This is a genomic window from Enterobacter cloacae complex sp. BZL2005 (assembly GCF_049238885.1).
In the GTDB taxonomy this organism is placed as follows: domain Bacteria; phylum Pseudomonadota; class Gammaproteobacteria; order Enterobacterales; family Enterobacteriaceae; genus Enterobacter; species Enterobacter roggenkampii.
Window position 1 is genome coordinate 715231 of sequence record NZ_JBMKGI010000001.1, and the last position, 24663, is coordinate 739893.

The window sequence follows — 24663 nt, forward strand, 5'->3', positions numbered from 1 at the left end:
ACATTGAACTAACAAGAGAACCCTTAACAAACGCCATGAGCGACGACAATTCACACAGTAGCGACACGACAACCAGTAAAAAGGGATTTTTCTCCCTCATTCTGAACCAGCTTTTCCACGGCGAACCGAAAAACCGTGATGAACTGCTGGAGCTGATTCGTGATTCCGGGCAAAACGACCTTATCGACGAAGATACGCGCGAAATGCTCGAAGGGGTTATGGACATCGCCGACCAGCGCGTTCGCGATATCATGATTCCCCGCTCGCAGATGATCACCCTGAAACGTAACCAGACGCTGGACGAGTGTCTCGATGTCATCATCGAATCCGCCCACTCGCGTTTCCCGGTCATCAGCGAAGACAAAGATCACATCGAAGGGATTTTGATGGCGAAAGATCTGCTGCCGTTTATGCGCAGCGATGCCGAAGCCTTCAGCATGGAAAAAGTGTTACGCCAGGCCGTGGTTGTGCCGGAAAGTAAACGTGTGGATCGGATGCTGAAAGAGTTTCGCTCTCAGCGTTACCACATGGCGATTGTTATTGATGAATTTGGTGGCGTCTCCGGTCTGGTCACGATCGAGGATATCCTTGAGCTGATCGTGGGCGAAATCGAAGATGAGTATGACGAAGAAGAGGATATCGACTTCCGTCAGCTCAGCCGCCACACCTGGACCGTGCGGGCGCTGGCCTCCATTGAGGACTTCAACGACGCCTTCGGGACCCACTTCAGCGATGAAGAGGTCGATACCATTGGCGGGCTGGTGATGCAGGCCTTTGGCCACCTCCCGGCGCGCGGAGAGACCGTTGACATCGACGGTTACCAGTTCAAAGTAGCCATGGCCGACAGCCGACGTATTATACAGGTTCACGTCAGAACGCCGGACGACTCACCGGTGCCAAAACTGGAAGATTAATGTAAATGGCATTTGCCCCATTGCTTGAACGCCAGCGCGTCCGTTTGCTGCTGGCGCTGTTACTCGGAGCCAGCGGTACGCTGGCTTTTTCTCCTTACGATATCTGGCCTGCGGCCGTTCTCTCCCTGATGGGGCTTCAGGGTTTGACCCTGAACCGTCGTCCGGTACAGGCTGCCGCTATTGGCTACTTCTGGGGACTGGGGCTGTTTGGCTCAGGTATTAACTGGGTCTACGTCAGCATCGCGCAGTTTGGCGGTATGCCGGGCCCGGTAAACGTCTTCCTGGTGGTACTGCTCGCCGCGTATCTCTCGCTCTATACCGGTCTGTTCGCCGGCATCCTTTCTCGCCTGTGGCCCAAAACCACCTGGCTGCGCGTTGCCATTGCCGCGCCGGTGGTCTGGCAGATCACGGAATTCCTGCGCGGCTGGGTGCTGACCGGCTTCCCGTGGCTGCAGTTCGGCTACAGTCAGATTGACGGCCCGCTGAAAGGCCTGGCGCCGGTCATGGGCGTTGAGGCCATTAACTTCCTGCTGATGGTCGTTAGCGGCCTGCTGGTATTAGCGCTGGTTTCACGATGCTGGAAACCGCTGGCTGTGGCGCTGGTGCTGTTCGCCCTGCCCTTCCCGCTGCGCTATATCCAGTGGTTCACGCCGGAGCCCGCGCGCGCCATGCAGGTCTCCATGGTGCAGGGGAATATCCCGCAGTCGATGAAGTGGGACGAGAAAGAACTGCTGAATACGCTGAAGATCTACGCCAACGCCACCGAAGAGGTGATGGGTAAATCGCAGCTGATTATCTGGCCGGAGTCTGCTATTCCCGATCTGGAGATCAACCAGCAGCCGTTCCTCAACATGATGAACGACCTGCTGCTCTCGCGTGGCAGTACGCTGATCACCGGGATTGTCGATGCGCGTCTGAATCAGCAGAACCGCTACGACACCTACAACACCATCATTACGCTCGGCAAAGACAGCGAATACAGCTACCACTCCACCGATCGGTACAACAAGAACCACCTGGTGCCGTTTGGTGAATTTGTGCCGCTGGAGTCAATTCTTCGCCCGCTGGCCCCGTTCTTTGATCTGCCGATGTCCTCCTTCAGCCGCGGACCGTACGTTCAGCCTCAGCTGCACGCGCACGGCGCAGCCCTGACGGCGGCCATCTGCTACGAAATCATCTTAGGCGAGCAGGTGCGCGATAACTTCCGCCCGGATACGGACTATCTGCTGACCATCTCCAACGATGCGTGGTTTGGTAAATCAATCGGCCCGTGGCAGCACTTCCAGATGGCACGCATGCGCTCCCTGGAGCTGGCCCGTCCCCTGCTGCGCAGCACCAACAACGGCATCACCGCCGTGATTGGTCCGCAGGGTGAAATCCAGGCCATGATCCCGCAGTTCACCCGAGAAGTGCTGACCACCAACGTCACTCCTACCACCGGGCTGACGCCGTACGCACGCACCGGCAACTGGCCGCTGTGGATCCTGACCGCGCTGTTCGGCTTTGGCGCGGTGCTGATGAGTCTGCGCCAGCGTCGTCGATAATCCCTCCTCTTCCTGCCGGGTGGCGCTGACGCTTACCCGGCCTACTGTTTCGCTTTTGTAGGTCGGGTAAGCGTCAGCGCCACCCGACAATACTCTCCAGACTTCAATTCTGGCACGCCTATTGCTTTGTTTATTCAGGTAAACGCAGTTTGGCTTACTGTGCAACTTTGTCGCACCAGCGTAGATCATCGGTAGCACCGAAACGGTGCAACGGGAGATATTTGCCTCTGAATGGTGCGGCGTGCTTCGCAAAAATAAACAATAACGCAGCAAAATCTTTACATTAAGCCAGACTAAATGTTAACAAGCTTGCATAACACTGCACTCGCATTGCGCGAGATATAACAACATCACAATGGGTATCAATGCGTCGCTGGCGCTGATAAAAAAGGAGTTGGGTATGCAATTACGTAAACTGGCCACAGCAATGCTGGTTATGGGGATGTCCGCAGGCGTGGTTCACGCTGAAGACGCTCCGGCAGCAGGCAGCACTCTCGACAAGATTGCCAAAAACGGCGTTATCGTGGTCGGCCACCGTGAATCTTCTGTCCCGTTCTCTTACTACGACAACACGCAAAAAGTCGTGGGCTATTCACAGGATTACTCCAACGCCATCGTTGAAGCTGTGAAGAAAAAGCTGAACAAACCTGACCTGCAGGTGAAGCTGATCCCCATCACTTCACAGAACCGTATTCCGCTGCTGCAAAACGGCACCTTTGACTTCGAGTGTGGCTCCACCACCAACAACCTCGAGCGTCAGAAGCAGGCTGCCTTCTCCGACACCATCTTTGTTGTGGGCACCCGCCTGCTGACGAAGAAAGGTGGTGAGATCAAAGACTTCGCTGACCTGAAAGGGAAAGCGGTCGTTGTCACCTCCGGGACCACGTCTGAAGTGCTGCTGCACAAGCTGAACGACGAGAAGAAAATGGATATGCGCATCATCAGCGCGAAAGACCATGGCGACTCCTTCCGTACCCTGGAAAGCGGTCGTGCCGTCGCGTTTATGATGGACGACGCCCTGCTGGCAGGCGAGCGTGCGAAAGCGAAGAAACCAGACAACTGGGATATCGTCGGTACCGCGCAGTCGAAAGAAGCCTACGGCTGTATGCTGCGTAAAGACGATCCGCAGTTCAAAAAGCTGATCGATGACACCATCGCCCAGGTGCAGACCTCAGGCGAAGCGGAAAAATGGTTCGACAAATGGTTCAAGAACCCGATTCCACCAAAAAACCTGAACATGAATTTTGAACTGTCTGACGACATGAAAGCGCTGTTCAAATCTCCAAATGACAAGGCTCTTAACTAATTAGAACAACAGGGGCGGGATCTCCTGCCCTCTCGATTGTCGGGAAGCATGGACAGACTATACGTTGAGTGGTCGTTCCCCACTCAGCGCGAAAAATGAGCTTCTCACCAATCTTCGAGGGTAGCGCTGCTACCCTTTTTTTTCTGGAGTTTATTATGTCAATCGACTGGAACTGGGGCATATTCCTGCAACAAGCCCCGTTCGGCAACACCACCTATCTTGGCTGGCTGTGGAGCGGCTTTCAGGTCACCGTGGCATTATCGATAACGGCGTGGATCATCGCGTTTCTTGTCGGTTCTCTGTTCGGTATTCTGCGCACCGTCCCTAACCGTTTTCTTTCAATACTCGGCACCCTGTACGTGGAACTGTTCCGTAACGTTCCGCTGATCGTGCAATTCTTTACCTGGTATCTGGTTATCCCGGAACTGCTGCCGGAAAATATTGGCATGTGGTTCAAGTCGGAACTGGATCCGAATGTGCAGTTCTTTGTCTCCTCCATGATGTGTCTGGGGCTGTTTACCGCTGCGCGCGTTTGCGAGCAGGTGCGTGCCGCCATTCAGTCATTACCCCGCGGACAAAAAAATGCGGGTCTGGCGATGGGGTTAACCCTGCCACAAACCTACCGCTACGTGCTGCTGCCTAACGCCTACCGCGTCATCGTTCCACCAATGACCTCCGAGATGATGAACCTGGTGAAAAACTCGGCCATCGCCTCGACCATCGGTCTGGTCGATATGGCCGCGCAGGCGGGCAAGCTGCTGGATTACTCCGCTCACGCGTGGGAATCCTTCACCGCGATCACGCTCGCCTACGTTCTGATTAACGCTTTCATCATGCTGGTGATGAACCTGGTTGAACGCAAAATTCGCCTGCCGGGCAACATGGGGGGCAAATAATGTACGAATTTGACTGGAGTTCTATCGTTCCATCCATGCCTTACCTGCTTGATGGACTGATGATTACCTTAAAAATCACCGTCATTGCCATTATCGTCGGTATCGTCTGGGGCACCCTGCTGGCCGTCATGCGCCTGTCGAGCTTTAAGCCGCTCGCCTGGTTTGCGACCGCCTACGTTAACGTGTTCCGTTCCATCCCGCTGGTAATGGTGCTGCTGTGGTTTTACCTGATTGTGCCCGGCTTCCTGCAAAACGTGCTGGGTCTGTCGCCGAAAACCGATATCCGTCTGATCTCGGCGATGGTAGCGTTCTCAATGTTTGAGGCCGCTTACTACTCTGAGATTATCCGTGCAGGCATTCAGAGTATCTCCCGCGGGCAATCCAGCGCCGCGCTGGCGCTGGGGATGACGCACTGGCAGTCCATGCAGCTCATTATTCTGCCGCAGGCGTTTCGCGCCATGGTTCCGCTCCTGCTGACCCAAGGAATTGTGCTGTTCCAGGATACGTCCCTGGTCTACGTGCTGAGCCTGGCAGACTTCTTCCGTACCGCGTCCACCATCGGTGAGCGTGATGGTACGCAGGTTGAGATGGTGCTCTTTGCGGGAGCGGTCTATTTTGTGATTAGTTTAAGCGCGTCGCTGTTTGTCAGCTGGCTGAAGAAAAGGACGGTACAATGATTTCCCTGAAAAATGTTTCTAAATGGTATGGGCACTTTCAGGTGCTGACCGACTGCTCCACCGAAGTGAAAAAAGGCGACGTGGTAGTGGTGTGCGGACCGTCCGGTTCCGGTAAATCGACGCTGATCAAAACCGTTAACGGACTGGAGCCGGTCCAGCAGGGTGAGATCGTCGTCAACGGCACCAAAGTCAACGACAAGAAAACCAATCTTGCTCAGCTTCGCTCTCACGTTGGCATGGTGTTCCAGCATTTTGAGCTGTTCCCTCACCTCTCCATTATTGAGAACCTGACCCTGGCCCAGGTGAAAGTGCTCAAGCGTGATAAAAAAGCGTCGCGCGAGAAAGGCCTGAAGCTCCTGGAACGCGTTGGCCTCTCTGCGCATGCCGATAAGTTCCCGGCGCAACTTTCTGGCGGCCAGCAGCAGCGTGTGGCGATCGCCCGTGCGCTGTGCATGGATCCGGTTGCCATGCTATTTGACGAGCCCACGTCGGCGCTCGATCCGGAGATGATCAACGAAGTGCTGGACGTGATGGTCGAGCTGGCGCACGAAGGGATGACCATGATGGTGGTGACCCACGAAATGGGCTTTGCCCGCAAGGTGGCCAACCGCGTGATCTTCATGGATGAAGGGAAAATTGTCGAAGATTCCCCGAAAGAGGAGTTCTTCGCCAACCCGAAATCCGAACGTGCGAAAGATTTCCTCGCCAAAATCCTGCACTAACCTTCTCAGTGCGCAATCTGCGGATTGCGCACTGCCTCACGCTTTCGCTCACTTCTTCTCGTCGGTGCCCCATTGCAGCGTTAACCTTGTCACAAAATAACGCTATGAATGGAGAACGCTATGGCACAACCTATAATTTTCGATTGCGACCCGGGTCATGATGACGCGATCGCGCTCGTCCTTGCACTTGCCTCCCCCGAGCTCGACGTCAAAGCCGTCACCTCTTCTGCCGGAAACCAGACGCCGGATAAAACCCTGCGTAACGTTTTGCGCATGCTGACGCTGCTCAAGCGCACGGATATTCCTGTCGCCGGCGGCGCCCTCAAGCCCCTGATGCGTGAATTAATTATTGCGGATAACGTGCATGGCGAAAGCGGGCTGGACGGTCCGGCGCTGCCGGAACCTGGCTTCACGCCGCAAAGCTGCACCGCCGTGGAGCTGATGGCAAAGGTGCTGCGCGAGAGCGCGGAACCCGTCACCCTGGTGGCAACGGGACCGCAAACCAACGTCGCGCTGCTGCTGAACAGCCATCCTGAACTGCACAGCAAAATCGCTCGTATCGTCATCATGGGCGGGGCTATGGGCCTGGGAAACTGGACGCCTTCCGCAGAGTTCAACATTTTTGTCGACCCGGAAGCAGCGGAAATCGTCTTCCAGTCGGGCCTGCCAGTTGTGATGGCAGGGCTGGATGTGACGCATCGCGCACAGATTATGGCAGACGACATTGAGCGCTTCCGTTCCGTTAGTAATCCGGTCGCGACAACCGTGGCTGAGCTGCTCGACTTCTTTATGGAGTATCACAAAGCCGAGAAATGGGGATTCCACGGTGCGCCGCTGCACGATCCGTGCACCATTGCCTGGCTGTTAAAACCGGAGATGTTTACCACCGTCCACAGGTGGGTTGGCGTCGAAACGCAGGGGAAATACACCCAGGGGATGACGGTGGTGGACTACTACTCGCTGACGGGGAATAAACCGAATACCACGGTGATGGTGGATATTGACCGTGAGGCGTTTGTGGATTTCCTGGCGGAGAGACTGGCTTACTATAGTGCGTAGTGCGGCCTGATGCCCTCACCCCGGCCCTCTCCCACGGGGAGAGGGCGCAAACCTGCGCTTTTACCTAGGGCTCAAACGGCCGACGCTGGAACTGATCGTGGCCGCATTTCGGACACAGCGACAGGACCTCCGGCGTATACACCGCAATATGATGGTGGCAATTCTCGCACACCAGATTTCCCAGCCCGACCACTTCACCGCTGTGGTACACACCGTGGTGGTTTAAATCCTGAAAGACTTCACGCCACTCCAGCTGCGTTTTATCGGTGATATCGGCCAGCTCCTGCCACAGGCTCTCTTTGATCACCCGCATGAAAACGCTGTCCGTGACCTCCTCCTGGCTTTCCTGGTAGCTGCGCGCGAACTCTTCCAGATCGCGACGCACGGCGCGGGTCACCTCTTCCACTTCGGTTCGCGTTAACTCACCCGTTTGCGACACGCGGGCACGCGCCTGCTCCACCAGCGCGTCGATATCACGCTCGCCGTTACGCAGCCGTTCCGTCAGTGTCGCCACCAGTTCGCGGTAAAATTGAGCAACCTTGTTCATCATTTTGCCTCCCGGGTCAGTAACTATTTCTAATAATAGACCTTATTTCAGCGCCGCTTTGTCAGGTGAAGCACAGACCCGGTAAATTCCTGCAAAGCGCATTTGTGCGAAAGGCTGTTTTGACGCGGGCGTTTGGGCTATGCTATGCGGATCTGAATTACCACATCCATTGGCTACATTTGTAGCTGTATTGAACACAGGACCACTGGCTGCCATGCAAGAGCAATACCGCCCGGAAGAGATAGAATCAAAAGTCCAGCAACACTGGGACGAGAAGCGCACCTTTGAAGTAACCGAAGACGAGAGCAAAGAGAAGTATTACTGCCTGTCGATGCTTCCCTATCCTTCTGGTCGACTACACATGGGCCACGTGCGTAACTACACCATCGGTGATGTGATTGCGCGCTACCAGCGCATGCTGGGCAAAAACGTTCTGCAACCCATCGGTTGGGATGCGTTCGGTCTGCCTGCGGAAGGCGCGGCGGTCAAAAACAATACGGCGCCGGCACCGTGGACGTACGACAACATCGCGTACATGAAAAACCAGCTCAAAATGCTGGGCTTTGGCTATGACTGGAACCGCGAGCTGGCAACCTGTACCCCGGAATACTACCGCTGGGAACAGAAATTCTTCACCGAGCTGTACAAAAAAGGCCTGGTGTACAAGAAGACCTCTGCCGTTAACTGGTGCCCGAATGACCAGACCGTTCTCGCGAACGAACAGGTTATCGATGGCTGCTGCTGGCGCTGTGATACTAAAGTAGAGCGTAAAGAGATCCCGCAGTGGTTTATTAAAATCACCGCTTACGCTGATGAGCTGCTGAACGATCTGGATAATCTGGACCACTGGCCAGATACCGTTAAGACCATGCAGCGCAACTGGATCGGCCGTTCTGAAGGCGTGGAAATTACCTTCAACGTTGAGAACTACGACCAGACCCTGACCGTCTACACCACCCGTCCGGACACCTTCATGGGCGCGACCTACCTGGCCGTGGCCGCAGGTCACCCGCTGGCGCAGAAAGCGGCAGAAAACAATCCGGAACTGGCTACCTTCATCGACGAGTGCCGCAACACGAAAGTGGCCGAAGCCGATATGGCAACGATGGAGAAAAAAGGGATTGATACCGGCTTTAAAGCCATTCACCCGCTGACGGGCGAAGCGATCCCTGTCTGGGCCGCCAACTTCGTACTGATGGAATACGGCACAGGTGCCGTGATGGCCGTTCCAGGTCACGACCAGCGCGACTATGAATTTGCCACTAAATATGGCCTGACCATCAAGCCTGTTATTCTGACGGCTGACGGTTCTGAACCAGACCTGTCCGAACAAGCGCTGACCGAAAAAGGGACCTTGTTCAACTCCGGCGAGTTTAACGGTCTGAGCTTCGAAGAGGGCTTCAACGCTATCGCCGACAAGCTGGCCTCCCTTGGCGTGGGCGAGCGTAAAGTTAACTTCCGTCTGCGCGACTGGGGCGTTTCCCGTCAGCGTTACTGGGGTGCGCCAATTCCAATGGTGACGCTGGAAGATGGCACCGTAATGCCAACGCCGGAAGATCAGCTGCCGGTGATCCTGCCGGAAGACGTGGCCATGGACGGTATCACCAGCCCGATCAAAGCCGATCCTGAGTGGGCAAAAACCACCGTCAACGGTCAGCCCGCGCTGCGCGAAACCGACACCTTTGACACCTTTATGGAGTCATCCTGGTACTATGCTCGCTACACCTGTCCGCAGTATCAGGACGGCATGCTGGATTCCAAAGCAGCGAACTACTGGCTGCCGGTAGATATCTACATCGGTGGTATCGAACACGCCATCATGCACCTGCTCTACTTCCGCTTCTTCCACAAGCTGATGCGCGATGCGGGCATGGTGAACTCTGACGAACCTGCAAAACAGCTGCTGTGCCAGGGCATGGTGCTGGCGGATGCCTTCTATTACGTCGGGGCAAACGGCGAGCGTAACTGGGTATCTCCGGTTGACGCGATCGTTGAGCGCGACGAGAAGGGCCGTATCGTGAAGGCGAAAGACGCGGAAGGTCACGAGCTGGTCTACACCGGCATGAGCAAAATGTCCAAGTCGAAAAACAACGGTATCGACCCGCAGGTGATGGTTGAGCGTTATGGTGCGGATACCGTGCGTCTGTTCATGATGTTTGCCTCTCCGGCAGACATGACGCTGGAATGGCAGGAGTCTGGCGTGGAAGGCGCAAACCGCTTCCTGAAACGCGTCTGGAAGCTGGTTTACGAGCACACCTCACTGGGCGATGCCCCGGCGCTGAACGCTGCTGCCCTGACTGAAGATCAGCAGGCGCTGCGTCGTGACGTTCATAAAACCATTGCGAAAGTGACCGATGATATTGGTCGTCGTCAGACCTTCAATACCGCAATTGCGGCTATTATGGAACTGATGAACAAGCTGGCGAAAGCCCCGCAGGACGGCGAGCAGGATCGTGCCTTAATGCGTGAAGCGCTGCTGGCCGTCGTTCGCATGCTGAACCCGTTCACGCCGCACGTTAGCTTTACCCTGTGGCAGGAGCTGAAAGGCGAAGGCGATATCGACAACGCGCCGTGGCCGCAGGCTGACGAAGCCGCGATGGTGGAAAACACCACGCTGGTCGTGGTCCAGGTGAACGGTAAAGTCCGCGGTAAAATTACCGTGGCGGTCGATGCAACCGAAGAACAGGTTCGCGAGCGCGCGGGCCAGGAACCACTGGTCGCTAAATATCTTGAGGGCGTTACCGTACGTAAAGTGATCTACGTACCTGGTAAACTGCTGAATCTGGTCGTTGGCTAAGCGCGGGAGGAAACGTGCGACAACTGGCAACAATACTCTTATCTCTGGCGGTGCTTGTCACCGCTGGCTGCGGCTGGCACCTGCGCAATACCACGGCGGTGCCTGCTCAGATGAAAACCATGATTTTTGATTCCGGAGATCCGAACGGTCCACTCAGCCGGGCAATTCGCAATCAGCTGCGTCTGAACGGCGTTGAGCTTGTTGAGAAACAGACGCTGCGTCAGGATGTACCGTCTCTGCGTGTGACAGGAAGTGGTCTGTCGAGAGACACTGCGTCTATCTTCCAGGATGGCCGTACCGCAGAGTATCAAATGGTGTTGATGGTCAACGCGGCAGTTCTGATCCCGGGTAAAGACATCTATCCGATCAGCACGAAAGTGTACCGTTCGTTCTTCGATAACCCGCAGACGGCGCTGGCAAAAGATGCCGAACAGCAGATTATCATCAACGAAATGTATGACAAGGCGGCGGAACAGCTGATCCGTAAACTGCCAAGTATTGCAGCGTCAACCAAACAAGGATCTGACATTGTTGATAAACCGGTTGATGGCACGCTTCCTGCTGCTAACTCTCTGGGTAAATGATGATCAGGCTGTATCCTGAACAACTCCGCGCGCAGCTCAATGAAGGGCTGCGCGCGGCGTATCTGCTTCTTGGAAACGATCCGTTATTACTTCAGGAAAGCCTGGATGCCGTGCGGCATGCCGCCGCCGCGCAGGGCTTTGATGAACACCATACCGTCCAGCTGGATAACAATACCGACTGGAACGCCCTCTTCTCGCTCTGTCAGGCGATGAGCCTGTTCGCATCGCGCCAGACGATTCAGATCCTGCTGCCGGAAAACGGGCCTAACGCGGCGATGAACGAGCAGCTTGCTACGCTGGTCAGCCTCTTACACAGCGATCTGATCCTGATTGTGCGTGGCAACAAGCTGACCAAAGCGCAGGAAAACGCGGCATGGTTTACCCAACTCGCGCCCCACGCGGTGCTGGTCACCTGTCAGACGCCTGAGCAGGCGCATCTGCCTAAATGGGTCGCCGCGAGAGCGAAGCAGCACAACCTTCAGCTGGATGATGCGGCGAACCAGCTGCTCTGCTACTGCTATGAAGGTAACCTGCTGGCCCTGGCGCAGGCGCTGGACAGACTCTCCCTGCTCTGGCCGGACGGCAAGCTGACCTTGCCGCGCGTCGAGCAGGCCGTTAACGACGCGGCGCACTTCACGCCGTTCCACTGGGTGGACGCACTGCTGTCGGCAAAAAGTAAGCGTGCCCTGCATATTTTGCAGCAGCTGCGCCTCGAAGGGAGCGAACCGGTCATTCTGCTGCGTACGCTGCAGCGCGAACTGCTGCTGCTGATTACGCTCAAGCGTCAGTCTGCCCATACGCCTTTGCGTTCGCTGTTTGATAAACACCGGGTGTGGCAAAATCGCCGGGCTTTGACTTCCGAGGCCATCAACCGTCTGAGTCATGAACAGCTTCGCCAGGCGGTACAGCTTCTGATGCGCGCCGAACTCACGTTAAAACAAGATTACGGCCAGTCGGTCTGGGCAGAGCTGGAAAGCCTTTCCCTGCTGCTCTGCCACAAGGCGCTGGCAGACGTTTTTATTGATGGATAGTATGCACTCTTTACAGGCCCTGTATGGCGGCACCTTCGACCCGGTACACTACGGGCATCTGAAGCCGGTTGAAATTCTGGCGAATCTGATCGGCCTTCAGCGCGTTACCATCATGCCCAATAATGTCCCGCCCCACCGTCCACAGCCCGAGGCGACCAGCGAGCAGCGAAAAGAGATGCTTGCCCTGGCCATCGCAGATAAGCCGCTCTTCCGGCTTGACGAGCGTGAGCTGCGTCGCGATACGCCCTCCTGGACCTCGCAGACGCTTCAGGAGTGGCGCGCAGAACAGGGTCCAGACCAGCCGCTGGCTTTTATCATCGGACAGGACTCCCTGCTGAACTTCCCCACATGGCATAAATATGAAACCATCCTGGAGAACAGCCACCTGCTCGTCTGCCGCCGTCCTGGCTATCCGCTGACCATGCGCGAAGCGCAGTACCAGCAGTGGCTGGAAGATCATCTCACCGCCAATGTTGAAGATCTCCACAATCAGCCTGCCGGGAAGATTTATCTGGCGGAAACGCCGTGGTTCGATATCTCTGCAACCCTCATTCGCGAGCGCTTACAGCAGGGTTTAGCGTGTGACGATCTGCTCCCCGCACCGGTGCTGGCCTATATCCATACGCATGGTTTGTATCAGAAAAGCGCAGATGAATAGCCGGAGGGCATAAAAAGCGGCTTATTGTTTATCCTGCCTTGACAGGGTAAGCCATACTGTTATTCTCCGCTGCCAGACTTTCCCGCCGATGATTGCTTTACAGAAATTGTTTTACAAAAATGGCGATGCAATCTCAGGCAGAGGGTGGGATGATACCCGCCTTCAAAAGCCCGACCGGAGACTTTTGTCCCGACACAGGCATGAGTTCAGGTATACTGTCTGGCTACGAATTCAACGTTTTACAATCTCATTCACCCCAGGGGGAAAACTTGCAGGGTAAAGCACTCCAGGATTTTGTTATTGACAAAATTGATGACCTGAAAGGTCAGGACATCATCGCTATCGACGTTAAGGGTAAATCCAGTATTACCGACTGCATGATCATCTGCACCGGTACGTCCACACGTCATGTTGTTTCAATTGCCGATCACGTGGTACAGGAATCACGTGCTGCAGGGCTGTTGCCGCTCGGCGTTGAAGGTGAAGCGACGGCTGACTGGGTGGTTGTCGATCTCGGCGATGTGATTGTCCACGTCATGCAGGAAGAGAGCCGTCGCCTGTATGAGCTGGAAAAACTCTGGGGTTAATGCGTGAAGTTGCAGCTGGTCGCCGTCGGCACCAAAATGCCGGACTGGGTACAAACCGGTTTTACTGAATATCTGCGTCGTTTTCCAAAAGACATACCGTTCGAACTGGTGGAAATCCCCGCCGGTAAGCGCGGCAAGAACGCCGATATCAAACGTATTCTCGATAAAGAGGGCGAACTGATGCTGGCTGCCGCTGGCAAAAACCGCATCGTCACCCTCGATATTCCAGGAAAACCCTGGGATACGCCGCAGCTGGCGCACGAACTGGAGCGCTGGAAGCAGGATGGCCGTGACGTCAGTCTGTTGATTGGCGGGCCCGAAGGGTTATCCCCTGCCTGCAAAGCGGCAGCAGAACAAAGTTGGTCCCTCTCCGCGCTGACGCTTCCCCACCCGCTCGTTCGGGTACTGGTGGCAGAAAGCCTGTATCGCGCGTGGAGCATTACTACCAACCACCCCTATCACCGCGAGTAATGACTGACCAGGGTAGATTAAGCAGCGGATGAAACTACAGAATTCTTTTCGCGACTATACGGCTGAGTCCGCGCTGTTTGTGCGCCGGGCGCTGGTCGCCTTCACCGGGATTTTGCTGCTTACCGGCGTGCTGATCGCCAACCTTTATAATCTGCAAATTGTCCGTTTTACCGACTACCAGACGCGTTCCAACGAAAACCGTATCAAGCTGGTGCCTATCGCGCCCAGCCGCGGCATTATTTACGATCGCAACGGCACCCCGCTGGCGTTAAACCGCACCATCTATCAAATCGAGATGATGCCGGAAAAAGTCGATAATGTTCAGGATACGCTGGAAGCGCTGAAAAGCGTTGTCGACCTTAACGACGACGATATCGCCGCCTTCAAAAAAGAGCGCGCCCGCTCTCACCGTTTCACCTCCATCCCGGTTAAAACCAACCTGACGGAAGTCCAGGTGGCCCGCTTTGCGGTAAACCAGTACCGTTTCCCCGGCGTGGAAGTAAAGGGGTACAAGCGTCGCTACTACCCCTACGGCTCCGCGCTGACGCATGTGATTGGCTACGTCTCCAAGATTAACGACAAAGACGTCGACCGCCTCGATAAAGACGGCAAGCTGGCGAACTACGCCGCAACGCACGACATCGGTAAGCTCGGTATTGAACGCTACTACGAAGATGTCCTGCACGGGCAAACCGGCTATGAAGAGGTTGAGGTTAACAACCGTGGCCGCGTGATTCGCCAGCTTAAAGAAGTGCCGCCTCAGGCGGGGCACGACGTCTATCTGACCCTCGACCTTAAGCTACAGCAGTATATTGAAACCCTGCTGGCGGGCAGCCGCGCAGCCGTTGTGGTCACCGATCCCCGCACCGGCGGCATCCTGGCGATGGTGTCTATGCCAAGCTATGACCCGAACCTGTTTGTTGACGGCATTTCCAGTAAAGACTACTCCGGTCTGCTGAATGACCCCAACACGCCGCTGGTGAACCGCGCGACGCAAGGGGTTTACCCGCCGGCATCCACGGTTAAACCGTACGTGGCGGTCTCTGCACTGAGTGCTGGCGTCATCAACCGCAATACCAGCCTGTTTGACCCAGGCTGGTGGCAGCTGCCCGGTTCAGAAAAGCGCTATCGCGACTGGAAAAAATGGGGCCACGGTCATCTGAACGTCACCAAATCGCTGGAGGAGTCTGCGGATACCTTCTTCTATCAGGTGGCGTATGACATGGGGATCGACCGCCTGTCAGAATGGATGAGCAAATTCGGCTACGGACACTACACCGGCGTTGACCTGGCGGAAGAACGCTCCGGCAACATGCCGACGCGCGAATGGAAGCTGAAGCGCTTTAAAAAACCGTGGTATCAGGGCGACACCATTCCGGTGGGTATCGGTCAGGGTTACTGGACGGCAACGCCGCTTCAGATGAACAAAGCCATGATGATCCTCATCAATGACGGCGTGGTGAAAGTGCCTCACCTGCTGCAGAGTACGGTTGAAGACGGCAAAAAAGTGCCGTGGAACCAGCCGCACGAAGCGCCGGTGGGTGACATTCATTCCGGCTTCTGGGAAATCGCGAAAGACGGTATGTACGGCGTGGCAAACCGCCCCAACGGTACCGCCCACAAGTATTTCGCCGGTACGCCGTACAAAGTGGCGGCGAAGTCCGGTACTGCGCAGGTCTTTGGTCTGAAAGCCAACGAAACCTATAACGCGCACCGCATTGCCGAACGTCTGCGTGACCACAAGCTGATGACGGCGTTTGCCCCATATGACAACCCGCAGGTCGCGGTGGCGATGATTCTGGAGAACGGCGGTGCCGGGCCTGCAGTAGGGACCATCATGCGCCAGATCCTTGACCACATTATGCTGGGTGATAACAACACCGAACTGCCGGCTGAAAACCCGGCCGCCGCTGCGGCGGAGGACCAATAATCATGACGGATAATCCAAATAAAAAATCGCTGTGGGACAAAATCCACATCGACCCAGCCATGCTGCTGATCCTGCTGGCTCTGCTGGTTTACAGCGCGCTGGTTATCTGGAGCGCCAGCGGCCAGGACATCGGGATGATGGAGCGCAAAATCGGCCAGATCGCCATGGGCCTGATCATTATGGTGGTGATGGCGCAGATCCCGCCGCGCGTCTACGAAGGCTGGGCGCCCTACCTCTACATCTTCTGTATTATTTTGCTGGTTGCGGTCGATGCCTTTGGGGCCATTTCAAAAGGGGCGCAACGCTGGCTGGATTTGGGCATTGTCCGCTTTCAGCCTTCGGAAATTGCCAAAATCGCCGTGCCCTTAATGGTGGCACGCTTTATCAACCGCGACGTCTGCCCGCCGTCGCTGAAGAATACCGCTATCGCGCTGGTGCTGATTTTCCTGCCAACGCTGCTGGTTGCGGCACAGCCTGACCTGGGTACCTCTATCCTCATCGCCCTCTCCGGCCTGTTTGTCCTGTTCCTGTCGGGCCTGAGCTGGCGCCTGATTGGTATCGCGGTAGTGCTGATTGCGGCGTTCATCCCTATTCTCTGGTTCTTCCTGATGCACGATTACCAGCGCCAGCGCGTCATGATGCTGCTCGATCCGGAAACCGATCCGCTGGGCGCGGGCTATCATATTATTCAGTCCAAGATTGCGATTGGCTCCGGCGGCCTGCGCGGTAAAGGCTGGCTGCACGGCACGCAGTCGCAGCTGGAATTTTTACCGGAACGCCACACCGACTTTATCTTTGCCGTCCTGGCGGAAGAGCTGGGGCTGGTGGGCATCTTAATACTCCTGGCCCTATACGTTCTGCTGATCATGCGGGGATTGTGGATTGCAGCACGCGCGCAAACGACCTTTGGTCGCGTCATGGCTGGCGGGTTGATGCTGATTTTATTCGTTTATGTCTTCGTAAATATTGGTATGGTGAGTGGTATTCTGCCGGTGGTAGGCGTACCGCTGCCGCTGGTGAGTTACGGAGGCTCGGCACTGATCGTGTTGATGGCCGGGTTTGGTATCGTGATGTCGATCCATACCCACAGAAAAATGTTGTCAAAAAGCGTATAAAAATAAGGGGATCGGAATGCGTAAGCAGTGGCTGGGGATCTGCATTGCGGCAAGTTTACTTGCGGCCTGTACTAGTGATGATGGTCAGCAACAGGCAACCGTCGCGCCGCCGCAGCCTGCGGTGTGTAATGGCCCGATCGTAGAAATCAGCGGTGCCGATCCCGTTTATGAACCGCTGAATGCCAGTGCCAATCAGGATTACGAGCGCGACGGCAAAAGCTATAAAATTGTTCAGGATCCTTCCCGTTTCAGCCAGGCGGGCTTTGCCGCCATTTATGATGCCGAGCCAGGCAGTAACCTGACGGCCTCCGGAGAGACGTTCGACCCCATGCAGCTGACGGCGGCACATCCGACGCTGCCGATCCCGAGCTATGCTCGTATCACCAACCTGGCAAACGGCCGCATGATCGTCGTGCGTATCAACGACCGCGGCCCGTACGGAAATGACCGGGTGATCTCCCTGTCGCGCGCATCTGCCGATCGCCTGAATACCTCGAACAACACCAAAGTCCGTATTGACCCGATTATCGTGGCGCAGGATGGCTCCCTCTCCGGGCCGGGTACCGCGTGTACGACGGTGGCGAAACAGACTTATGCCCTTCCCGACCGCCCAAATCTTGACGGGGGAATGGGCAGCGTCTCTTCTCCGGCCGAGCCTGCTCAGCCGGGGGGAGAAATACGCCCAATCAGCAACGACACGCTGCAAAGCGACGATTCAACGGGCGCACCGGTAAAGAGCAGCGGCTTTCTTGGCGCACCGACGACCTTAGCCTCGGGCGTGCTGGAAGGCAGTGAACCTACCCCAGCCCCCGCTCCCGTTGCTGCACCAGCGACCCAGTCGGCTCCCGTAACGGCGCCCGCGGCCACGCAAAGTGCCGCGGTGGCGGCTCCAACAGCGGCCAGCGGCAGCTATGTGGTTCAGGTCGGTGCTGTGAGCGATCAGGCCCGGGCTAAACAGTATCAGCAGCGCCTGAGCCAGCAGTTTGGCGTACCAGGACGCGTTGAGCAGAACGGTGCGGTCTGGCGCATTCAGATGGGTCCGTTTGGCAGCAAATCGCAGGCAGCTTCCCTGCAGCAGCGTCTGCAGAATGAAGCTCAGCTTCAGTCATTTATCGCTGTTGCGAAATAATTAACCGGCGGTATCCGAATTGTCAGTTTGTGTAAAACACATTCACAAACTCATGCTTAAAGTCGGATGCCTGCCTGAATAGCATTTGCTATAGTAAGGCACTTTTTTTAATTCCATCACGGATGTCGTAGTTCTGACCATGAAGACCACTTTTTCTGCTCGTTTTGTGCAGCGCATGGCGCTGACCACGGCCCTTTGCGCGGCTGCGCTCTCTGCAGCTCACGCCGATGACCTGAATATCAAGACCATGATCCCTGGCGTTCCGCAAATCGACGCGGAATCCTACATCCTGATCGATTACAACTCTGGCAAAGTGCTGGCAGAACAGAATGCCGATGCCCGCCGTGACCCGGCCAGCCTGACCAAAATGATGACCAGCTACGTTATCGGCCAGGCGATGAAGGCAGGTAAATTCAAAGAAACGGATCTGGTCACCATCGGTAACGATGCGTGGGCAACCGGGAACCCGGTCTTTAAGGGCTCCTCTCTGATGTTCCTGAAACCGGGTATGCAGGTTCCTGTTTCCCAGCTGATTCGCGGTATCAACCTGCAGTCGGGTAACGATGCCTGCGTAGCGATGGCCGATTTCGCCGCCGGTAGTCAGGATGCCTTCGTAGGCCTGATGAACAGCTACGTGAACGCGCTGGGTCTGAAAAACAGCCATTTCCAGACCGTACACGGCCTGGACGCAGACGGTCAGTACAGCTCGGCACGTGACATGGCGTTGATTGGTCAGGCGCTGATCCGCGATGTTCCTAATGAGTACTCTATCTATAAAGAGAAAGAGTTCACCTTCAACGGTATCCGTCAGACCAACCGTAACGGCCTGCTGTGGGATAACAGCCTGAACGTTGACGGCATCAAAACCGGTCACACCGACAAAGCGGGCTACAACCTGGTCGCCTCCGCCACTGAAGGCCAGATGCGTCTGATCTCTGCCGTGATGGGTGGCCGCACCTTTAAAGGCCGTGAAACAGAAAGCAAGAAGCTGCTGACCTGGGGCTTCCGTTTCTTCGAAACCGTGAATCCACTGAAAGCAGGCAAAGAGTTTGCGTCTGAACCGGTCTGGTTCGGCGACAACGACCGTGCTTCTCTCGGCGTTGATAAAGACCTCTACCTGACCATTCCGCGCGGTCGTATGAAGGATCTGAAAGCCAGCTACGTCCTGAACAGCACCGAGCTGCACGCCCCGCTGCAGAAAAATCAGGTCGTGGGCACAATCAACTTCCAGCTGGATGGCAAAACGATCGATCAGCGCCCGCTGGTGGTCCTGCAAGAAATTCCTGAAGGCAATTTCTTCGGCAAAATCATTGATTATATTAAATTGATGTTCCACCACTGGTTTGGTTAAAAATCGAACACTTGAAAGTGTGATTTTGATCCCCATATACTAAGTATCCTGATAACTCCCACCTGACGTGGGAGTTATTATTTTTTGACGTTACGCCGGAGCTGACATGAAAACCAAACTTAACGAACTGCTTGAATTCCCTACCCCATTTACCTACAAAGTAATGGGTCTGGCGAAACCTGAGCTGGTTGATCAGGTGGTTGAAGTGGTACAGCGCCATGCGCCGGGTGACTACTCTCCGTCAGTAAAACCAAGCAGCAAGGGCAACTACCACTCGGTTTCTATTACCATCACTGCGACACACATTGAGCAGGTTGAGACGCTGTACGAAGAGCTCGGCAATATCGAAATCGTTCGTATGGTGCTGTAGTCCCTTTGCGGTTACCCGGTTTGCCGGGTAACCCCTCTCCCCGCTGTGATATACTCCCGCATACCTTTTGTCCCTCGTCTTCGGAGACGCAGTTTTGTATCAGGATAAAATTCTGGTCCGTCACCTCGGGCTGCAACCTTACGAGCCTGTCTCCCAGGCTATGCATGACTTCACCGATTCACGCGATGACACTACCCCCGATGAGATCTGGCTGGTCGAACACCTGCCGGTCTTTACGCAGGGTCAGGCGGGAAAAGCAGAACATTTATTAATGACGGGCGATATTCCGGTTATCCAGAGCGATCGCGGCGGTCAGGTCACGTACCATGGTCCCGGGCAGCAGGTAATGTACGTCCTGCTCAATCTGAAGCGCAGAAAGCTCGGCGTGCGTGAACTGGTTACCTTACTGGAACAGACAGTCGTCAATACGCTGGCGGAATACGGGATTGACGCGCATCCGCGGGCCGATGCGCCTGGGGTCTACGTTGGGGAAATGAAGATCTGCTCTCTGGGGCTGCGTATTCGTAAAGGCTGCTCATTCCATGGCCTGGCCTTGAATATTAATATGGATCTCGCGCCTTTCCAGCGCATAAACCCCTGCGGCTACGCCGGCATGGAAATGACGCAAATGCGCCAGTGGGTAGAAACCGCTACGCCAGACACGATTCGTCCCGTGCTGTTAAAGAACGTGTTAGCACTACTTAACAATCCCCCGCACGAATATACCCCTGCTTAATATATCGTACAACAGGGCTCGCTAATTTGACGGGCCACTGTCTATTTACCGTTTTTGCACTTTACAATAATCCATAGATTCTATATTTTCGAAGCGCCCGAATATTACCGCTACATATTATTTAGCCTCCAGCATGCACGGCAAACACGGCATAAGTAACGTGAGCAATTATCACACAAGTGTTTGCTTTTGATAAACAAATGAAACAAAACCAACACTTTACGAATCTCTACAAGCATAATAAATAAATTCAACTATCATTCATATTGTGAATGTATACGGAGTGAAAGCGTGGAGTATAATAATTTACCAGCCAAACGACTGAATGAACCTGGTGGCGAAGACAAGCCGCAAATTTTTCGGACTTTACGTAATATTGATCTCAATTTACTGACTATTTTTGAGGCAGTATATGTCCATAAGGGTATCGTTAACGCTGCGAAAATTCTTAATCTCACGCCATCAGCAATTAGCCAGTCCATCCAAAAGCTACGCGCTATATTTCCTGACCCGTTATTTATCCGTAAGGGCCAGGGGGTAACGCCGACGGCCTACGCCACGCATCTTCATGAGTACATCAGCCAGGGGCTGGAGTCGATTCTGGGCGCACTGGATTTAACCGGGAGCTATGATAAGCAGAGAACCATCACCATCGGCTGTTCTCCTTCGGTGGGTGTGCTGGTCATGCCTGCGATCTTCCAGGCCGTAAAAGAGCATGCTCCGCAGCTCCTGCTTCGCAATGTGCCTCTCCATGAACCTGACGTTCAGCTTGCCCAGTTCCAGACGGACCTGATTATTGAAAGCGGCAGCTTCAGTGCCAGAGCGCTGGGGCAAAATGTGCTCTATGCGGATAACCTGGTGCTGGTTTGCCGTCAGCAGCATCCTGCCCTCAGCGAGCCGCTGACCATCGAAAACCTGCGCAACTACGACCACTCGTCTTTCATGACCGAAGGGCAGTCCAACCATGGCCTTCGTCAGCGTATTGATGAAATTTTCCCGGAACGTCAGATCAGCTTCAGCAGTTACAATATGTTCACCACCGCATCCCTGATAGGCAGCAGCGATATGCTGTGCATCATGCCATTGCGCCTGTACAGCCTGCTCCGGAAATGCTGGCCGCTGGACAGTATCCCCCTCAGCCAGCTTAATGCGGAATCTATTGAAATTTCACTGCATTACAACAAGCTGAGCTTGCGCGATCCGGTTCTGGAAAACGTCATCCGCATTATCCGTCAGGCCTTCTGACAGGTTGAGCCAGCATAAGCCCCTGCGACAGGCAGGGCAAAAGGCACAAAACAACAACTATTTTACAAATTGGCGATCTGGCAGGCTGCTTTAACGACCGTTTCAATGATATACTGCCTGTCGTTCGTTCAAAAATAGTTGATAAATACAACATTCCCTTGAATTGAAACGCTTTCCTTCGATATTCGCAACTGGAACACGCACGCTATGAGTAAACCCATTGTGATGGAACGCGGTGTTAAATACCGCGATGCCGATAAAATGGCCCTTATCCCGGTTAAAAACGTGGCTACAGAGCGCGAGGCGCTGTTAAGAAAACCGGAATGGATGAAAATCAAACTTCCGGCCGACTCTTCGCGTATCCAGGGGATCAAAGCGGCGATGCGCAAGAATGGCCTTCACTCCGTTTGTGAAGAAGCCTCTTGTCCGAACCTTGCTGAATGTTTCAATCACGGTACCGCGACGTTTATGATTCTGGGTGCTATCTGTACCCGCCGCTGCCCGTTCTGCGATGTTGCTCATGGCCGTCCGGTCGCACCTGATGCTAACGAACCCCAGAAGCTGGCGCAGACCATCGCCGACATGGCGCTGCGTTACGTGGTTATCACGTCCGTTGACCGTGACGATCTGCGCGACGGCGGAGCGCAGCACTTCGCTGACTGTATTACGGCCATTCGCGAGAAAAGCCCAAACATCAAAATCGAGACGCTGGTGCCAGACTTCCGCGGCCGTATGGACCGCGCGCTGGATATCCTGACCGCGACGCCGCCAGATGTGTTTAACCACAACCTGGAAAACGTACCGCGTCTCTATCGTCAGGTCCGCCCGGGCGCTGACTATAACTGGTCTCTGAAACTGCTGGAACGCTTCAAAGAAGCGCATCCGCATATTCCGACCAAGTCAGGTCTGATGGTAGGTCTGGGTGAAACTAACGATGAAATCATCGAGGTGATGCGCGATCTTCGCCGCCACGGTGTAACCATGCTGACTCTGGGCCAGTATCTGCAGCCAAGCCGTCACCACCTGCCGGTACAGCGCTACGTGAGCCCGGACGAGTTTGATGAAATGAAAGCCGAAGCGCTGGCGATGGGCTTTACTCACGCCGCATGCGGCCCGTTTGTTCGCTCCTCCTACCATGCAGATATGCAGGCAAAAGGCGAAGAAGTTAAATAATGCTGTAATATTCATTTACAGTAATACAAAAAAACCGGCCTCATGAGCCGGTTTTTTTTTCGCAAGCCCTCAGGCGTTGCCGTCACTCTTTGTGAGAAAGCTTGTCTGCCGGGACGTCATCCTCAGCGCTTTTCTTCGCGGCTGTATCATCGTCGTTCATTGCTTTCTTAAAGCCTTTGATGGCAGCCCCCAGGTCACCACCCAGCGTGCGTAACTTCTTGGTACCAAACAGCAGGACGACCAGTGCGGCAACCACCAGCAGTTTGGTAATACTAATCTCACCCATAGATACCTTCTTTACTTAAAACAGGCTGCATTCAGCGCCAAAACCTGACTGTATTAACGGTCATTTAGCGCGTGCACACAATAGCAATCTGTAACAAGGTGAATCAAGCATTGTTGAAAAAAACATCACAATAATTGCGGTGGCGCAAACCGACGATTGCGAAGAACGGGTAATTGCTGACGTGCAAGCGCAATTCTGTCTATGTTTATCTCCGCCACCAGCAAATCCGGGGCTTCCGCAGCCGCGGCGATCGTCACACCCAGCGGATCGACTACCCTGCTTTGCCCGATGTTCTTCGTTCCGCATTCTCCTGCAGCAACGACATAGCAGGTGGTATCCAGCGCGCGTGCCGCCAGCAGCGTTGCCCAGTGATGTTCTTTTAACGGCCCTTTAACCCACGCGGCAGGCAGAACCAGCACGTCCGCCCCCTGTAGCGCCAGATGGAGTGCCAGCTCCGGAAAACGCAGGTCATAGCAGGTCATCAGCCCAACCTTTAATCCGTCAATCTCCAGCAGCGGCGGAACACGGTCTCCTGGGTCGACGCGCCGTGATTCCTGAATGCTGAAGGCATCATAAAGATGAAGCTTGGCGTAACGTGCGACTATGGCTCCGCCGCGAATCGCCACCAGCGTATTCACCGCCCGACCCGGCGTAGAGGGAACATGGATTGTTAAGATCGTCGTCATCGTATTGCCCACGCTCTGGGCGAGCAATTGCTGTAAAAATTCACCGTCCAGCGGCTGCGCGGACTTCACGGATAAATCCGGGTCATTATCATCCCTGGCCAGCAGCGCCTCAGGAAGCACAAGCAGCGACGCGCCTTTCTGTTGGGCCTGCATCATCAGATTGACGCATTTTATCGCGTTAGCCTGCCAGTCAGGCGTGACCGCAAATTGCCCTACCGCAACATACATATTTGTCCCCTCATCATAAACGGCGTTAAACTCGCTTCTCTTACACATCAAATAGCAGGTATTTAGCGTGTTACAACTACTTTTAGCCGTTTTTATTGGTGGGGGAACGGGTAGCGTTGCGCGATGGTTTCTCAGTATGCGGTTTAACCCCCTGCATCAGGCGATTCCCATGGGGACGCTGGCTGCAAACCTGATAGGTGCCTTTATCATTGGCATGGGGCTGGCCTGGTTTAACCGAATGACACACATTGACCCAATGTGGAAAGTCCTGATTACCACCGGATTCTGCGGCGGGTTAACCACCTTCTCAACCTTTTCTGCGGAAACGGTTTTTCTCTTTCAGGAAGGCCGTATCGGCTGGGCGCTGATGAATATGGCGATCAATATGCTCGGCTCCTTTGCGATGACGGGGATCGCATTTTGGCTATTTTCTTCCGCAAGCGCGCATTAACAGCCGAACCGTTAATGTTGGCTTAATTTTTCTCTGTCACTCTGGCTGCAGTACTGAACGAGGGTGACAGAATGAAACAGAGTCTGATGAGCGCAGGCATGGTGTTGTTAAGCGTGCTGATCGTGGTCAGCTTCCTGAAAATGTATCTGCTTGGCTGATTCAAAACGAAA

Annotated in this window: 25 protein-coding genes; 22 read left to right on the forward strand and 3 right to left on the reverse strand. The window is 54.9% G+C overall.

The genetic code is table 11. The features are described from left to right. Positions 1 to 35 precede the first annotated feature (35 nt). From corC to rihA, 7 genes are all read left to right on the forward strand, one after another. Entirely contained in the window at positions 36 to 914 is an 879-nt protein-coding gene (corC, locus tag ACOTXI_RS03635) for a CNNM family magnesium/cobalt transport protein CorC (RefSeq protein WP_021242574.1), read from the forward strand. A gap of 5 nt (positions 915 to 919) precedes the next feature. Next, positions 920 to 2458, forward strand: coding sequence for an apolipoprotein N-acyltransferase (gene lnt, locus ACOTXI_RS03640; protein WP_025912718.1), 1539 nt, complete (start codon positions 920 to 922; stop codon positions 2456 to 2458). A 400-nt stretch (positions 2459 to 2858) separates the two neighbouring features. Beyond that, positions 2859 to 3764, forward strand: coding sequence for an amino acid ABC transporter substrate-binding protein (locus tag ACOTXI_RS03645; protein WP_008501049.1), 906 nt, complete (start codon positions 2859 to 2861; stop codon positions 3762 to 3764). A gap of 155 nt (positions 3765 to 3919) precedes the next feature. After that, complete coding sequence (gltJ, locus tag ACOTXI_RS03650; RefSeq protein ID WP_058653545.1) at positions 3920 to 4660, forward strand: glutamate/aspartate ABC transporter permease GltJ; 741 nt, start codon at positions 3920 to 3922, stop codon at positions 4658 to 4660. Then, entirely contained in the window at positions 4660 to 5337 is a 678-nt protein-coding gene (gene gltK / locus ACOTXI_RS03655; protein WP_058653547.1) for a glutamate/aspartate ABC transporter permease GltK, read from the forward strand. Before gltJ ends, gltK begins: the two co-directional genes overlap by 1 nt. After that, positions 5334 to 6059 (forward strand): amino acid ABC transporter ATP-binding protein, encoded by a 726-nt coding sequence (locus ACOTXI_RS03660; protein ID WP_014883001.1) that lies wholly within the window; start codon positions 5334 to 5336, stop codon positions 6057 to 6059. Before gltK ends, ACOTXI_RS03660 begins: the two co-directional genes overlap by 4 nt. Before the next feature lie 120 nt (positions 6060 to 6179). Further along, on the forward strand, positions 6180 to 7118 hold the full coding sequence (gene rihA / locus ACOTXI_RS03665) for a pyrimidine-specific ribonucleoside hydrolase RihA (RefSeq protein ID WP_058653549.1): 939 nt from the start codon (positions 6180 to 6182) through the stop codon (positions 7116 to 7118). A 64-nt stretch (positions 7119 to 7182) separates the two neighbouring features. Here the strand turns inward: rihA and ACOTXI_RS03670 are convergent, their stop codons facing one another. Further along, the gene (locus ACOTXI_RS03670; RefSeq protein ID WP_023617134.1) at positions 7183 to 7665 is read right to left on the reverse strand and encodes a zinc ribbon-containing protein; all 483 of its coding nucleotides are present in this window, start codon (positions 7663 to 7665) and stop codon (positions 7183 to 7185) included. A gap of 214 nt (positions 7666 to 7879) precedes the next feature. On the opposite strand from ACOTXI_RS03670, the gene leuS reads away from it, so the two are divergent. From leuS to lipA, 14 genes are all read left to right on the forward strand, one after another. Further along, positions 7880 to 10462: a leucine--tRNA ligase gene (gene leuS, locus ACOTXI_RS03675; protein ID WP_058653551.1), complete on the forward strand. Its 2583-nt coding sequence runs from the start codon at positions 7880 to 7882 to the stop codon at positions 10460 to 10462. 14 nt (positions 10463 to 10476) lie between these two features. After that, positions 10477 to 11046: an LPS assembly lipoprotein LptE gene (lptE, locus tag ACOTXI_RS03680; RefSeq protein WP_103786706.1), complete on the forward strand. Its 570-nt coding sequence runs from the start codon at positions 10477 to 10479 to the stop codon at positions 11044 to 11046. Beyond that, positions 11046 to 12077: a DNA polymerase III subunit delta gene (holA, locus tag ACOTXI_RS03685; RefSeq protein ID WP_039024429.1), complete on the forward strand. Its 1032-nt coding sequence runs from the start codon at positions 11046 to 11048 to the stop codon at positions 12075 to 12077. Before lptE ends, holA begins: the two co-directional genes overlap by 1 nt. Continuing rightward, complete coding sequence (gene nadD / locus ACOTXI_RS03690; RefSeq protein WP_025912714.1) at positions 12070 to 12735, forward strand: nicotinate-nucleotide adenylyltransferase; 666 nt, start codon at positions 12070 to 12072, stop codon at positions 12733 to 12735. Before holA ends, nadD begins: the two co-directional genes overlap by 8 nt. Before the next feature lie 269 nt (positions 12736 to 13004). Beyond that, positions 13005 to 13322, forward strand: a complete 318-nt coding sequence (gene rsfS, locus ACOTXI_RS03695; RefSeq protein ID WP_003858696.1) for a ribosome silencing factor — start codon at positions 13005 to 13007, stop codon at positions 13320 to 13322. Positions 13323 to 13325: 3 nt separating this feature from the next. After that, positions 13326 to 13793, forward strand: a complete 468-nt coding sequence (gene rlmH / locus ACOTXI_RS03700) for a 23S rRNA (pseudouridine(1915)-N(3))-methyltransferase RlmH (protein ID WP_058653552.1) — start codon at positions 13326 to 13328, stop codon at positions 13791 to 13793. A 28-nt stretch (positions 13794 to 13821) separates the two neighbouring features. Further along, positions 13822 to 15723 (forward strand): peptidoglycan DD-transpeptidase MrdA, encoded by a 1902-nt coding sequence (gene mrdA, locus ACOTXI_RS03705; protein WP_023293034.1) that lies wholly within the window; start codon positions 13822 to 13824, stop codon positions 15721 to 15723. Between the two features lie 2 nt (positions 15724 to 15725). Continuing rightward, positions 15726 to 16838, forward strand: coding sequence for a peptidoglycan glycosyltransferase MrdB (mrdB, locus tag ACOTXI_RS03710; protein ID WP_008501037.1), 1113 nt, complete (start codon positions 15726 to 15728; stop codon positions 16836 to 16838). A gap of 16 nt (positions 16839 to 16854) precedes the next feature. Next, positions 16855 to 17967, forward strand: coding sequence for an endolytic peptidoglycan transglycosylase RlpA (gene rlpA / locus ACOTXI_RS03715; RefSeq protein ID WP_021242581.1), 1113 nt, complete (start codon positions 16855 to 16857; stop codon positions 17965 to 17967). A gap of 139 nt (positions 17968 to 18106) precedes the next feature. After that, on the forward strand, positions 18107 to 19318 hold the full coding sequence (gene dacA, locus ACOTXI_RS03720; RefSeq protein WP_008501035.1) for a D-alanyl-D-alanine carboxypeptidase DacA: 1212 nt from the start codon (positions 18107 to 18109) through the stop codon (positions 19316 to 19318). Between the two features lie 106 nt (positions 19319 to 19424). Then, positions 19425 to 19688, forward strand: coding sequence for a DUF493 family protein YbeD (ybeD, locus tag ACOTXI_RS03725; RefSeq protein ID WP_003858718.1), 264 nt, complete (start codon positions 19425 to 19427; stop codon positions 19686 to 19688). Between the two features lie 94 nt (positions 19689 to 19782). Next, positions 19783 to 20424, forward strand: coding sequence for a lipoyl(octanoyl) transferase LipB (gene lipB, locus ACOTXI_RS03730; protein WP_058653554.1), 642 nt, complete (start codon positions 19783 to 19785; stop codon positions 20422 to 20424). A 291-nt stretch (positions 20425 to 20715) separates the two neighbouring features. Then, positions 20716 to 21669 carry a YbeF family transcriptional regulator gene (locus ACOTXI_RS03735; RefSeq protein ID WP_058653556.1) on the forward strand — a complete coding sequence of 318 codons (954 nt, stop codon included), beginning with the start codon at positions 20716 to 20718 and terminating at the stop codon, positions 21667 to 21669. A gap of 207 nt (positions 21670 to 21876) precedes the next feature. Then, positions 21877 to 22842, forward strand: a complete 966-nt coding sequence (gene lipA / locus ACOTXI_RS03740) for a lipoyl synthase (RefSeq protein ID WP_008501032.1) — start codon at positions 21877 to 21879, stop codon at positions 22840 to 22842. An 82-nt stretch (positions 22843 to 22924) separates the two neighbouring features. On the opposite strand, the gene tatE is transcribed toward lipA, so the two are convergent. Both tatE and ACOTXI_RS03750 read right to left on the reverse strand, forming a co-directional pair. After that, positions 22925 to 23128, reverse strand: coding sequence for a twin-arginine translocase subunit TatE (gene tatE / locus ACOTXI_RS03745; RefSeq protein ID WP_008501031.1), 204 nt, complete (start codon positions 23126 to 23128; stop codon positions 22925 to 22927). 125 nt (positions 23129 to 23253) lie between these two features. After that, a complete protein-coding gene (locus ACOTXI_RS03750; RefSeq protein ID WP_021242583.1) occupies positions 23254 to 24042 on the reverse strand; it encodes a deaminated glutathione amidase in 789 nt (262 codons plus the stop codon). Positions 24043 to 24109: 67 nt separating this feature from the next. Between ACOTXI_RS03750 and crcB the strand changes: the two genes are divergently transcribed. After that, a complete protein-coding gene (gene crcB / locus ACOTXI_RS03755) occupies positions 24110 to 24493 on the forward strand; it encodes a fluoride efflux transporter CrcB (protein WP_008501029.1) in 384 nt (127 codons plus the stop codon). Positions 24494 to 24663: the final 170 nt, after the last annotated feature.